This window comes from Photobacterium sp. NCIMB 13483 (genome assembly GCF_003025475.1).
In the GTDB taxonomy this organism is placed as follows: Bacteria; Pseudomonadota; Gammaproteobacteria; order Enterobacterales; family Vibrionaceae; genus Photobacterium; species Photobacterium piscicola.
The window spans coordinates 98,388-112,078 of sequence record NZ_PYLV01000011.1 but is presented as its reverse complement, the minus strand read 5'-3'; the positions used below and the strand labels follow the sequence as shown (position 1 = coordinate 112,078).

9 protein-coding genes are annotated in these 13,691 nt (G+C 40.0%); 2 read left to right on the top strand and 7 right to left on the bottom strand.

Going from position 1 to position 13,691, the window contains the following annotated elements; translation table 11 throughout:
• Positions 1 to 99: 99 nt before the first annotated feature.
• Positions 100 to 1,758 carry a chitinase gene (locus C9I86_RS10855; RefSeq protein WP_080157583.1) on the top strand — a complete coding sequence of 553 codons (1,659 nt, stop codon included), beginning with the start codon at positions 100 to 102 and terminating at the stop codon, positions 1,756 to 1,758.
• 122 nt (positions 1,759 to 1,880) lie between these two features.
• Here C9I86_RS10855 and C9I86_RS10850 read toward each other — a convergent pair whose 3' ends face one another.
• From C9I86_RS10850 to C9I86_RS10825, 6 genes are all read right to left on the bottom strand, one after another.
• Positions 1,881 to 3,422, bottom strand: coding sequence for a GTPase family protein (locus C9I86_RS10850; protein WP_107276349.1), 1,542 nt, complete (start codon positions 3,420 to 3,422; stop codon positions 1,881 to 1,883).
• The gene (locus C9I86_RS10845) at positions 3,419 to 4,591 is read right to left on the bottom strand and encodes a YcjF family protein (protein ID WP_080157585.1); all 1,173 of its coding nucleotides are present in this window, start codon (positions 4,589 to 4,591) and stop codon (positions 3,419 to 3,421) included. The genes C9I86_RS10850 and C9I86_RS10845 overlap by 4 nt, the downstream gene beginning before the upstream one ends.
• A gap of 160 nt (positions 4,592 to 4,751) precedes the next feature.
• Complete coding sequence (locus C9I86_RS10840) at positions 4,752 to 5,441, bottom strand: potassium channel family protein (protein ID WP_080157586.1); 690 nt, start codon at positions 5,439 to 5,441, stop codon at positions 4,752 to 4,754.
• Between the two features lie 13 nt (positions 5,442 to 5,454).
• Positions 5,455 to 6,564: a lipocalin-like domain-containing protein gene (locus tag C9I86_RS10835; protein ID WP_080157587.1), complete on the bottom strand. Its 1,110-nt coding sequence runs from the start codon at positions 6,562 to 6,564 to the stop codon at positions 5,455 to 5,457.
• Positions 6,564 to 9,023 carry an ABC transporter permease gene (locus C9I86_RS10830; protein ID WP_107276348.1) on the bottom strand — a complete coding sequence of 820 codons (2,460 nt, stop codon included), beginning with the start codon at positions 9,021 to 9,023 and terminating at the stop codon, positions 6,564 to 6,566. Before C9I86_RS10830 ends, C9I86_RS10835 begins: the two co-directional genes overlap by 1 nt.
• Complete coding sequence (locus C9I86_RS10825; RefSeq protein ID WP_080157589.1) at positions 9,004 to 9,675, bottom strand: ABC transporter ATP-binding protein; 672 nt, start codon at positions 9,673 to 9,675, stop codon at positions 9,004 to 9,006. Before C9I86_RS10825 ends, C9I86_RS10830 begins: the two co-directional genes overlap by 20 nt.
• A 551-nt stretch (positions 9,676 to 10,226) precedes the next feature.
• Between C9I86_RS10825 and C9I86_RS10820 the strand changes: the two genes are divergently transcribed.
• Positions 10,227 to 11,687 (top strand): SDR family oxidoreductase, encoded by a 1,461-nt coding sequence (locus tag C9I86_RS10820; RefSeq protein ID WP_080157590.1) that lies wholly within the window; start codon positions 10,227 to 10,229, stop codon positions 11,685 to 11,687.
• Between the two features lie 156 nt (positions 11,688 to 11,843).
• On the opposite strand, the gene C9I86_RS10815 is transcribed toward C9I86_RS10820, so the two are convergent.
• A complete protein-coding gene (locus C9I86_RS10815; RefSeq protein ID WP_080157591.1) occupies positions 11,844 to 13,418 on the bottom strand; it encodes a BCCT family transporter in 1,575 nt (524 codons plus the stop codon).
• Positions 13,419 to 13,691: the final 273 nt, after the last annotated feature.

Here is a 13,691-nt window from a genome sequence, read left to right as displayed (position 1 = left end):
GCCAACACGCTTTTAAAAGTCAGTGATTGCATAATATTGCCACATGCCGATAACCTTATTATCAACTATCGTGCACTATAATAATAAAGGTATGAATGAATGGCTAAACTACACCCTCTCTCCATCCTAATTGGCAGCCTATTTGCCGCAAACAGTTATGCTATGACGCCTCAACCCGACCCTGATACTACAGGTGGTTATGTCATTGAACGTGCGGAAATTATTGCAGCTGAAAATGCTAAAACAATGGACCCAATGTACGATGTTTGGGCACAAGCTTTAGCAACGGCTTCAAATACCGTTGTTGAAGCTATTCTTCCAGGGCTAAGCACTAACCCTGATAATGTAAAACGGGTTGAGCGTGTTTTTCCTGAAACTGAATGGAATTACCTTACTCAAATGGCTGCCCCTGAATATACCTATACCCGCTTTTTACGTGCGATAGGAAAATTTCCTGCGTTCTGTGGCGATTATACTGATGGCCGCGATGCTGATGCTATCTGTAAGAAATCTATCGTCACTGCTTTTGCTCATTTTGCCCAGGAAACGGGCGGCCACATTAGCATTGAAAACGTCTCTGATAACCCGTTAGGACTTGAAGAATGGCAACAAGCATTAGTTCATGTACGTGAAATGGGCTGGTCTGAAGGTCAACCGGGTTATACCACAGGCTGTGGTCAAGATGATTGGCAAAATAAACGCTGGCCTTGTGCGGAAGGACAAGGTTACTTTGGTCGTGGCGCAAAACAACTCTCATACCACTTTAACTATGGTGCTTTTTCTGAGGTGATGTTTAATGGTGATGCAACAGTACTATTGAATAATCCAGGGTTAGTTGCTGATTCTTGGTTAAATTTAGCATCTGCTATCTGGTTCTTCTTAACGCCACAAGCCCCTAAACCAGCCATGTTACATGTGATTGACCGCACATGGGTCCCTTCCCAACGTGAAACAGATGCAGGCATCGGTTATGGTTTTGGCACCACTATTAATGTTATTAATGGTGGTATTGAATGTGGTGAACAAAACAAAGATAAAGGTCAACCCGTTAACCGTATTCGTTACTGGGAAGGTTTAGTTGAAAACTACCAAATTCCTGTAAAGAGTGATGAAACTAACACCTGCTGGCAACAAACACCTTATGGTAGTTTGAATCTAAATGGTGCAACCGATGTGCTTTATACAAACTGGGATGCAAATTGGAAATACTATCCTGATCGTCCAGGTGGTGTTTCGTTTGAATGTGAGCTAGTTGGTTTCCAAACCGCTTATTCTGCTTTAGTTGCAGGCGATTATGAAAAATGTGTAACCAATTTCTATGGTTCACATGCGAACTGGCCCGCGGTGCGTGTGGTTGATAAATTAGACCCTGACACGGGTGGCGGCACCACAGATCCAACAGACCCACCGATTGATGGCGTGGCGAATTGGGACGAAAACAAAGTCTACAGTGGCGGTGAGCAAGTCACATATAAAGGCGCTATTTATGAAGCGCAATGGTGGACACAAAGTAACCAGCCTGATTTAGGCGGCCCATGGAAGTTAATCAAAGCTGCAACATCTACAGATGATGCAATAACACCACCAACAGATGATAAGCCATCAATCTCTTTACCAACAGATGTAACAACGTGGAGTACTACTGCCGTTTATGGTGGTAATGATAAAGTCAGCTTCCAAAACAAAACTTATCAAGCAAAATGGTGGAGCCAAGGCAATACACCAACAGCAGGTGACCCGTGGACATTGCTACCTTAACACGTGCCTTAACAATATTATTAAGTTAAGCCACTGATTATTATTGCTCAATAAAAATGGCTTTGACGGGGAAATTAAACCCTATCAAGGCCATTTTTTATCACAAACAAGGATAACAATAACTACTTAGTTGCTGCATCAAATACTAGTTTACCTAAACGATATAACCGTTTTGCTTGCTCGGTATAATCAATAGTTTCACCTTGAGCGCGACGACGGTTTAACTGAGTATTGATCCCATCTTGATACACCTGCTGTAACTGTGATTGTAAGCTATCAAGATTATAAGGAATACGATCGCTACTCACGGAAAACGGCAAAATATACTCAGCGTGCATGACCTCTCGGTTATACTTCACTGCATCACTAATAATTTGCCCTTTGTCCGTTTGTGGTGACTCAAGATCATACGGTGGCAACCATTCATCAACAGGTTTAAGTTTATCGACTTGGTTAACCAACATGATCAATTTAGGCGCTTTTCTTTGCTGATTTTGAGGTTGCTTATAAAACGAATCAAAAGCACTTTTTAGGGTAACATCTAATTGACGTGATGATTGATTAGCTTTCAATACCCAAATAACCACATCACTTTCGGTCATTTGTTTTAGTAATTTCTTCTCAATTTCAGCACTGCCATCAATGCCGGGTAAATCAATCAGATTGATTAAATCGAGCCCGTCAACTTCACATTTATAGGTTGTGGCTTTATCTGTTGATGGTAACGCGCTTACTTCAGCCGCAATCTCACCCAATAACCCATTAATAACCGATGACTTACCCGCACTCACTTGACCAACAACAGCTACCCGCAATGGTTCTACGGCAATGGCGGTTGCTTGCTGATCGTGGTCTTGTAGTTGGCTATGTGGCACCGCTGCATCATCAAGCTTAAAACGACCACTGTATAAATCAATAGCAACTGAAGCGACTTCTTGTAATAACGTCGCTTTTAGTTTGCTTTGTACCTCAGCACTAACATCATCAAATAACTTACCAACAACCAAACCGCGTACTTCGGCTAACCAGCCTGTTGGCGTTGCTATACGGAATAATCGATAAACATCATAAGCACTTTTTGCATACCCCATTTTATCTTTAATCGCGTAACCTTGTTTAAGGCTCGTTAAGGTGATCTTCTCTGAAAAAGGAACATGTTGTTGTAGAAAGTGACGATAACGACGACTTACCTCTTCAACCATCATTAAAAATTCAGGCGCCGTAAAAGCCAACTTTTGCGAGCTCGATTGTTGATGATACTGCGCAGCAACATCAGCCACCAAAACATAAGCGTGGGCTTGTAGGCTTTCCCATGCAGAGTCATCTGCTAGCTGCTTATCAATAACTAGTGTCATTTGTTGCCACACTTGCTGATCGTGCTCACTCCATTGTGGATTGGCAGCGACATATAATGGTGCAATATCATCCATAACAGCATTTGCAACCACCCGTTTACGGCGCAACCACCAATAAGGAAGAAAAGCCACTAAACAACCACCAGCAATAATGGCAAAAAATAACAGCCATTGTCCTTGTTGAATCAGATCAACAACACCAAACCCCGCCAATACCATGATTGGCAAACACACCGCTAACATCAGTAACGGAAACAAACCTTCAGAGAGTTGATTAATTAACTGATAACTTTTGCTCACCCGTTTCATGCATGATCCTTTTTCGGTGATGATTTACTCAATTGTTGTCGATCAGCAACCTGCTTGACGGTCGTAAATGCTTGTTGATAAGCCAATTTAATTTGGTCTTTTGAAATCGACTCACCTTTACTGCGATGATATAAATACATACAAGCCGCACGGCCAATCGCATAAGTCGATGAAAAACTCATCGCAGCAGCGGTTGCACTGCCCACCGTTTGACCGTACGCAGGAATAAATTTAACTAACTGGTTAAGCCCCAATTTAGATAAATATTGCAACAAAAAACCCGATCCCAGCATGCCCACAAATTCTGCGTAATCTTTTTTATTCCAACTGACACCATATTGATTCGCAAGACTATGCAACATCTTGCCTTGAATAGCTGGCACACTGAATAACCCAACAGCAGGAATAGCATCACTGGCTCCCGCAACTCCTGCATACCACAAAACTTCTTGACGTAATTGATAAAAATTTTGTTCTTCACGGTTAGTATGCGCTTGTTGATTTGATAATAAACTCAACATCGGAAGTGCATCCGTTAAGGCATGATGTAATATATCAATACCAATAAACTGTGCTTCATCTGGAATGAGATCAACCACAATCGGCTGATAGATAGTTGCCGTTTCTGATTGCCATTGTGCAGGTTTAATGCCCCACACGTCCATTACCCGCTGATGATTATATTCAATCGCACGCTGGCGTTCTTGAGTATCAACAATACTGTTCACCGCAGTATGAATAACCAATAAATGTTTGATCATACCACTGCGTTTAATGTGTTTTAATGCCGCCAATAAACCTGATTGTTCAGGCTCTTCCGCTTTCATCACCACCATTAATGCATGGCTTTTACCACTACACATTGCAATGTCTTCAGTGGGATCGTAATCCGCTTCACCTAATCCTCGTGTATCTAAAAAACACACTAATGGATTTTCTGCTGGATAGAGATAATGGTGAGCAGTACGTGTACAAGGTTGAAAACCATTACCAATCTCAACCAAACTACTACCTGTGAGCGTTTGAATAAGAGTTGATTTTCCCGCCCCAGTTTTACCCAATAACCACAATGTAGGAATATGTTTCTGCCATTCATCAAACGCAGGAGCCAAATCAGGATTAACTGAGGGATTTATATATTGGTAAACTTTCTTAAAGAAGCGATTCATATCACCTTCACACCACAAAATAATAAACTAGTGACATAGTAAATTTGTATATATCACTATTTAGTCAGTCTTAGCAAAATAGCACTAAATGAAAAAAGAGAATAACCTTAATGATTATTCTCTTATTTATAATGCAATGTTCGCTATCTCTGGCTACAGATTAGTCATCGAGATGATCAATAAAATATTGCTCACGACTTGAGCTGACTAAGCTTGATACTACAATCGCCATATAAAATACGCCAACAATCGCTTCAAGGTAGGCGAAGACCTTAGCAATTGGCATTATTGGCAAAATATCACCATATCCCAAGGTTGTTAAGGTAACAAAACTAAAGTAGGCAGCATCAGCAAAATTCTCATGCCATGCTCCTTTATTGAGGCCTTGAAATGATCCCGGTAAGAAATGGATAAGAATTAAATACCCTATGGCCCACATTAAACCAAGCAATAAAAACAATGCCATTGAGCCAATGATTTTGTTGCTATTAATTGAACCGGTAAAGAGTATTTGACGCATAATTGAACGAAAAGTCCCATAAAAGAAAATAAACATCAATAACAGCATGATAATTTCAATTTCTTCAATGCCTAATACCGTTCGAGTGATCACAGCAATCAACCATGCAACCACTAATGACGATAAAAAACGGAACCAATTTTTATCAAAGCGTAAGCTTAATAAGCAAATGCCAAAAGTGATAAACGTGAAAACTTCTAGTATATATTGCAAAAAACCGGACGTAATAACCTTATCTAAAGATGCACTAATCAATAAAAAAACCAATGCTAAGGTTAAGTAGAAAAAATTATTTTGATTATTTATCCGTTGGGCTTTTTTACTCAACATTTATCCATATTCCTTATTTATTTTCATAACCAGTGAGTTCCATAAATCCTTTGCCACCTTGTGTGCCTGTGACATTAATCGGGCCTTCCCAATAAGGAAATATAAAAGGTAACCATTGATCTTGGCGTACAACACTGGTTTGGAGTTTTAGTCCTTGTGATGGCACTTCAATTAGCCAGTTAAGTGGAAATGAAATACCACTCACCTTGTAAAAATGCATCGGTTTCATTCGAATTTGATTATTATCTAGCTCTACCACTCGACCATCAGGCCATGATCGCGAGCCAATAAAATAGGGTCTTTGGCCTTCTTCACGCAATTGCGACACCATCAGAGCACTGCCATCGTCAAGGTGGATCGCAAACCAATCCCAACCTTGTTGTTTGGCACTGAGCATACTACTGCTCCATTCACGATCAAACCAACCACGGCCACTCACTTTATATGGTTTACCGTCCAGTGTGATCGTCCCATCAAGGTCTAAGAAGGGAACACTATAATAATAAGAAGCGATACCCAATAATGGATGTTTTTGGCTATATCCTTTATCTCCCTGTAAAATAATGGCACCTTTTTGCTTGATATTTAATCGTGCAGACATGTCATCATCTGAAAACTTCAGTCGTCCAGGAAATGGATCACTGGTCGCAGCACGCCATGACCAATTATCTAACCACGCACGAAACGGTTTAAGATCAACCCCTGCTTGACCAATGCCACCACGCGCAAACCTTTCTGTTGCCCAAGTTTTCTCTTTCGTATTTATAACAGCATGTGCCATATACATTTGTGGGGTCTTCCAACCACTCAAATCTTCATCATTGGTCGCCATGCGAAATAACGTCCACTGCACCGCAATTTCTTTTCCTGTTTCTGTTTTAAGATTAGCGGTTAAATACCACCACTCAGCGAGATATTCAGGGTGTTCGCCATGATCTTGAGGAAACGTTATCGGCTCTCCTTTTATCACTGGTTCAAACACAAAATCTTTAGACTGCGTTAATATCTTTACTGAATTACTTCTCGTTGGTTGTTCATCACAACCACTTAACAACATCATTCCCATTAACATTATAGATAAAGAAAACACATGCCAACGAGATTGCTGAGTTGAAACTTTCATTAAAATGACTCTCGCAAAGATAAAATCGCAGATCGATGAACTAAACGCCATACTGGCCATGCTCCAGCAACAAGCAGTGCTAATAAAGCCGTGCCTAATGTCATAAAATAATCATAAGGGAAATATTGGACTTGCATCGTCCAACCAAAGGAATATTTCAACACAACATCAATCAAAAGCTGTGCTAAAAGTAAACCTAAAGGCAATGCTATCAGTGCGGTCATAAGCCCTATAACTAACAATTGACCGCCGCCCAATAACGACAATTCAATGCTTGTCATTCCCATACAACGTAATAATGAATATTGTCGTTGTCGTGAAATTTCACCAGCAATAGTGGAAAAGAACAAACCACAAATAGCAATGAATAACGTTAGATTACCTAACGTTGATGTCACGACAAACGTACGATCAAATACGGTCATTGCTTGTTTCATTAACGCGGCATTATTGCGTATACGTTCTGGTTGTAAGCGGAATCGCTCACCTAACTTTGCTAATAATAATTCGGATTTTGCACCCTTTTTCAAATGAATAGCTAATCCGACTTGCCCTGAATGCGGCCAAAAATGTTGCCATTTTTGCTGAGAGATTAATACTTGTCCGTAAGGGTTACCATAATCATAATAAATACCCACCACTCGCCATTTCTGATTCATGGGAGCGGGAAGATTAATAATATCTCCAGGCTGCCAATGATGTTTCAGCGCCATAGACTCACTGACCATTACCGCACGATCATGATGCAGTTGCTGCCAATAATTATTAAGGCCCACTTTTACCGACAGCGCTTTTTGCTCACCGGATGTTTGGCCAATACTCATAACTTGAATCGTGCCATTATTTGAGCGAGTGGCTTTTTGTCTGCTCCACCACACTTGATCCACTTCGGGTTGTTGTTGAAGCCATTTTGATATTCGTGGTGCCATGTTCATTGATGGGCGAATATAAATATCCGCAGCTAAACGCTGTTCAAGCCAGTTTTCCGTTGTATTACGAAAACTGCCAACCATAGTCTCCATACCGATGTTAGAAGCTAACGCCAACATAAACGCCATTGCTGCTATACCGCGATAACTTAAACTGGCAGCCGCATCAAAGAAAAACCATCGCATGCGCGCTTTACTGCTGATATTACCGAGAAAATGGAACAGCAACCACAGTAAATAAGGCATCATCAAGCCAGAGGCTATAAGAATAAAGGCGATTAAAACAAAACCTGTTAACTGTCCATGAGCAAGCTTATAAACAATCACCGCACCAATAATGAAGATGCAAGAAAACAAGGCTTGCCACGCAAATTCTCGCCCACTAAATCGAACTAAAGATAAATGTGTCGCTAGTCGTGCGGGTGGCGATTTAATTAAGCGCACAACCGGCCATGTACAGGCAAATGCACAGCCAAAAACCGCAATTGCTAAACTTGCAGCACCCCATTGCCAATTCCAGTGCACTTGTAAACCAACATTGGCGTTATATAAATCATTCAATGATGCCGCAACAGATGGCAGTAATTGTTGAGCTAATAATAGCCCAATAAGATTACCACCAACTAGCCCAACGAACACCCACAAACACAGTTCACCAATAAGCGCTCCAGCGAGTTGCGTACCATTAACGCCTAATTGACGTAAAATACCAACTAACGGCTGTCGTTGTGCTAACGAGAGCGACATTGCTTGATAAAAAATGAACAATCCCACCACAAACGCCAGCATTCCCATCGCAAACAAATTCAAATGAAAGGCATTGGTTAAGGGTTCTAGCTTGGCGTTTTGTTGACGTTCAAGTGTTAATCCTGGTGGTAAAATATGCGTCAGTTTCATTAACTGCTTACTGCTCATTTCACCGCAAACAATCGCGCTAAATCCAGAACTAGGTTGTAATTCGCGTAACAAAGCAATGTCAGCAATCATACGTGAATCATTCATACGGCTGTCATTGATCACTTTCATCGGACCTATTTGACGCCCAGAATTAAGTGTCAACATATCTCCATTTTTGATACCAATATAATTAGCTAAATTTTCACCTAACATAATCGGATATGGAGGACGCATTAGTTGCAATAATTGAATTTTACTTTCATCAATGGCGCTATTTTGTAACGCGCCAAAAATAGCCACAGGGTCAATACCGAGTAGCTGAAAGTCACGTTGTTTTTCTGTAATGATGCGATGTTCAACTAATGGCGCACATGTCTTAAGCCCGGCTCGACGCATTTGAATGTAAAAACCTTGCGGTACATTCATGCCTATTTGAGCATGGCGTATACGATATGGAAAAGGATTAGAAAAAAGTTGTTCGCCTTTACGATAGCTTTCTTTTGCTTGTTGATTAACTCCCATTACACCGACTAATAATGCAATACCCAGTGTTAATCCAAGCCACACTAAAACAATTTGCAATGGGTGGCGACGATAGTGTCCCCAAAGTGCACTAGCTACGGGGCGTAACATGTAACTGACCTCCCTGTAAGCGAATACAGCCTTGCATATGTGCTGCAACTTTCTCACTATGGGTAACAACTAATAAAGTGCAATTAAGGTGTTTTGTTAATGTAATAAGTAACCGAATAACAGCATCTGCATTTCGTTCATCTAAACTCCCTGTTGGTTCATCTGCTAATAACAATATCGGTTCCATATAAATTGCACGTGCAATAGCCGCACGTTGTTGTTGTCCCCCTGAAATCTCTTCAGGATAACGTGATAATAATGACATTAAATCCAATGCGGAAATTAGCTTTAACCATAACTTATCGTCGTCAGGTAATCCTTTTAGCTGTCGACAAAAACGAATATTATCAGCCACAGTTAAGGTTGGTAATAAATTATATTGTTGAAAAACAAGGCCAATATTTTCACGACGAAAGGCTGTTCGCTCACGTTCAGAAATTGCATGTATTGCCGTATCACCAAGCCATATCTCACCTGATTCAGGTTTATCAAGCCCAGCAATTAAATTCAGTAATGTACTTTTCCCTGAGCCGCTTTCTCCCATCAGTGCTAATTGCTCTCCAGAATGTAAAGCCAAATTAGCGCCCTGAAGCACAGAATGAAACTCGGTACCGTCTAGATACCCTTTGCAGAGTTTAGATAGTCGTAACATGTTCAATCACCAACGTTTGCTTGCATTACAAATTAACCACTATTTATTTTAATAATCGAATAATTAAAATAAATAGTTATTCAATAATACCTATTTTATTCCTCACAGAACAGCTTAGCTATATAAGTATTACCATTTATCACGCTTTCTTATTTGAATATTCTTCTTTAACAACAATCGACTACCATTAGGGTTAAAAAACCGTCATTAAATACAATTTTTATATTTCTAATTTGAATTTAATAACTATTATATAAAAACACATATAAATTAACTAACAACCATACGGATTGTTTAATTATCCATCTGATTTAGCTAAATTATATATCTCGATTTTGTTATTAAATGAATTATCACAACCATATGCATAAAAACCCATAATAATTGTGGTGATAATAATCATATTAACCTGTAAAAACTATCATCTTTTGCAGTTTATTATTGCTTTTAATCAATAAAAAGCCATTATCTTTAAAGGCGATATTAAAAAATTTAATAACAGAATTTTTTGCCTATCTATATCGCAACACGGAATTCAGAGTGGTTATTTAATGAGCAGAAATATTCTTGTCGTTGGCGCTTCAGGTTATATTGGCAGTCATCTTGTGCCGCAACTATTAAAGTTAGGCCATCACGTAACAGCAACAGGACGGAACCTCAAGCTCTTAGAGAAACGTGGCTGGGGAAATATTGATAATCTAACATTGGTTGAATTAGATTTAGATATTGACCAAGACTTAACGGATCTATTTGCAGATATCGATACCGTTTATTTTCTGGTTCATGGTATGAATCATGGTCATGATTTTATTGAATTTGAACTCGATTGTGCTAAACATTTTAGTCAGTATCTTGCCCTCAGTAACGTTAAGCATCTTATCTATCTTGGCGCCTTACAATCACCTACCAGCCAATCGAAACATTTAATGGCACGCAAAGAAACCGGTAATATTCTTCGTGATAGTGGAAAATGTGTTACTGAATTACGGGCGGGTATTATTATCGGACCAGGATCAGCCGCATTTGAAGTCATGCAAGACTTTGTTTATCACCTACCCATAATGTTAACTCCGCGTTGGGTCACTTCACGTAACTCTCCTATTGCCCTACGCAACTTACTCTATTATCTCACTCAGCTTATTGATTGCCCTCAAGACAAAAATCTAATCTTAGATGTCGCGGGGCCTGAACAAATGACCTACAAAGATCAAATGGTTCGCTTAAGCAAAGTTCATGGCAAAACAATCCGAGTTATTCCATTAAAATGGTTAAGCCCTCAAATGGCGACCTATTGGCTTCGTTTTATAACGTCGGTTCCAACTAATATTGCCCGCGCACTTATTGGAGGACTAAGTTGCGATCTTCCCGCTGACGGCAGTGAACTTCAACGTCGAATACCTCAACATTTGATCAGTTATGAAGAAGCCATTCAAGAAACACTGATAATGAATACTGAAGTCGTTAAAAGCGAAATCTGGGGATTTGATCCTGATGCCCTACTACGCTGGCAAACAGGTTATGGCTACTATCCGAAACAAGCAGGTTACACGCTTAAAACAGATGCCAGTTGTGAAGACTTATGGCGCCAAGTACAGCTGGTTGGCGGTGAAGAAGGTTACTTTTATGCCAATGGATTATGGCGAGTACGAGAATGGATGGATGCCATGATTGGTGGTGATGCCCTCAAGCGTTATCGGCGTGATCCTCAACAATTACAATTGGGCGATCAAATTGATTCGTGGAAAGTGATCAGTCTTGAAAAAAATCATTTCCTATCGTTATTATTTGGTATGAAAGCCCCTGGCTTAGGTCGATTAGAGTTTACCATTGAAGATTGTGGTGATCATCGCACTATCGACATTCGTGCGTGGTGGCACCCAAAAGGCTTTATGGGGCTACTTTATTGGTTTGCGATGATGCCAGCTCATTTGTTTATTTTTCGAGGCATGACCCATGCCTTAGTGAAACGCTGTAAAGCAAAAATACAACAAGGCAATATCGAAACAAAATAATACGGCTTATCTAATTATCAACCACATTACTTATCGCTAGTATCAATGTGGTGATGATTAGATAGTCATTAAAATAGAGACATAAAAAAAAACCGAAAGCATGACACTTTCGGTTTTTTGTATTACTAACTGAATGTAAAAATCACATCACACACATTAAGCCGCCTTGGCTACTTTAGATGCACATGTCATCTTCCATGCCGCAACAGGACCACTTAATAGTGTTAATCCAATCAGCAATGAAACAGGTACCGCGGTAATAACAATAAAGGATTGTAGTGCATTTAAACCACCATCCCCGGCTAATAACAATACTGCAGCCACGACACCCATGGTAATCGCCCAGAATAAACGGTGCTTACTACTAGGTTCATTATCACCCGAGACGACCATCGCAATCGAGTATGCCATTGAGTCACCTGTTGTGACGACAAAGGTTGTAGTTAGCACTAAAAACGCAGGTAATAGAATATAACTCAGAGGTAAATTAGACAGTGTTGCTAATAATACTGAAGGTAGACCACCATCATTCAATGGTCCTGAAATCATACCTGGGTTATTCAGTTCTAATGAAATACCTGTACCACCAAGCACAGCGAACCAAAAGTTAGTCGCAATCGGTGCACCAACAGCAACACATAAGATTAAACTGCGAATACTACGGCCTTCAGAAATACGGGCAATAAAGATCGCCATCATTGGTGCAAAACCAATGAACCAACCCCAGAAGAACCATGTCCACCATAAATTCCATTCAGGCTTTACGGTCGTCAAACTCATTGAACCCATGTTTTGTAAGTAGCTACCAAACGCAGAACCAAACTCTTTCAATAAGAAAGTTGTTGGCCCTAAGATTAGCATTGCCGCTAACAGTACAAACGCACCGATAACATTAAGGCGTGATAACCACTGTAAACCTTTGTCCATTCCAGAAGCTGCTGAAGCAGAATAAATAGCGACAACAACAGCTAAAATAATCAGCTGTGATTGGGTATTGTTTTCTAAGCCCGTTAATAACTCAAGGCTATAACCTAATTGAGAGGCTAAAAAGCCTATAGGTCCAATAGTACCTGCAGCCACAGCTATAATTGAACATGCGTCAATAACACTGCCTACCCAATGATTTTCTAAACGATGACCAAAAAGCGGAAATAATAAAGCGCGTGGGCGAAGTTTAATGCCATGTTCATGGTGAGCATACATTAAAACAATCGTTGAAAGCGTACCGAGTACAGCCCAAGCAAGAAAACCCCAGTGTAAGAAGGCTTGATCTAATGCTGGTGTTACTGCGGCAAGCGTACCCGCTTCTACACCAGGAAATGATGGAGACGGGGTCATGAAGTGATAAATAGGTTCTGCGGCAGACCAAAAAACGCCGCCACCAGCAAGTAGCGTACACATGATCATTGCTAACCAACGGAAAGTGCCAATGGTTGGTTTAGCAACACTGCCCATCACTTTTTTACCTAATGGACTAATCGCTACAATTAATGCTAGAAAAAAGTTCACCAACATCAACCACTGCCAACTTGAACCGAAGTTATTTGCAGCAGAACTGAATGATGTTTGAATCATTGAGGTAAAAGCAGGCATATCAATTAAAGCAGAAAGAACGAATAAGGTGATAAACCCAATCGTTAGAGCAGGAACGAGTTTATTGTCTAAACCTTTTAGTCCCATAACTATATTTGGAGCTACGTTGTTGCTAATTTGACTTGTATTGCGTCGCATAAATGTCTCACGCTGTGTGTGAGGGAAGACACACTATCAGCATCCAAACCGTAACGCTAGTTAAATTTTACCTATGATTTTCAAAGGAAAAAGGATTTAAGCCGTCATTTAATAGGATTGTAATTTGAAAACAGAAACTTATAACTTGTTACATAAACCCGCTTATTAAGAAATAAAAATAATCGAAACCATCAAAAAAACTCATTAAGCTTTGCTTGTATAAGATCAATAAAATAGTTACTGCACAAACAAATTTCAAATTAATAGATGCAA

Bases quoted from the DNA above. Each gene is read 5' to 3' on its own strand.
- C9I86_RS10855 (WP_080157583.1), top strand. From the start codon at position 100: ATGGCTAAACTACACCCTCTCTCCATCCTAATTGGCAGCCTATTTGCC.
- C9I86_RS10850 (WP_107276349.1), bottom strand. From the start codon at position 3,422: ATGAAACGGGTGAGCAAAAGTTATCAGTTAATTAATCAACTCTCTGAA.
- C9I86_RS10845 (WP_080157585.1), bottom strand. From the start codon at position 4,591: ATGAATCGCTTCTTTAAGAAAGTTTACCAATATATAAATCCCTCAGTT.
- C9I86_RS10840 (WP_080157586.1), bottom strand. From the start codon at position 5,441: ATGTTGAGTAAAAAAGCCCAACGGATAAATAATCAAAATAATTTTTTC.
- C9I86_RS10835 (WP_080157587.1), bottom strand. From the start codon at position 6,564: ATGAAAGTTTCAACTCAGCAATCTCGTTGGCATGTGTTTTCTTTATCT.
- C9I86_RS10830 (WP_107276348.1), bottom strand. From the start codon at position 9,023: ATGTTACGCCCCGTAGCTAGTGCACTTTGGGGACACTATCGTCGCCAC.
- C9I86_RS10825 (WP_080157589.1), bottom strand. From the start codon at position 9,675: ATGTTACGACTATCTAAACTCTGCAAAGGGTATCTAGACGGTACCGAG.
- C9I86_RS10820 (WP_080157590.1), top strand. From the start codon at position 10,227: ATGAGCAGAAATATTCTTGTCGTTGGCGCTTCAGGTTATATTGGCAGT.
- C9I86_RS10815 (WP_080157591.1), bottom strand. From the start codon at position 13,418: ATGCGACGCAATACAAGTCAAATTAGCAACAACGTAGCTCCAAATATA.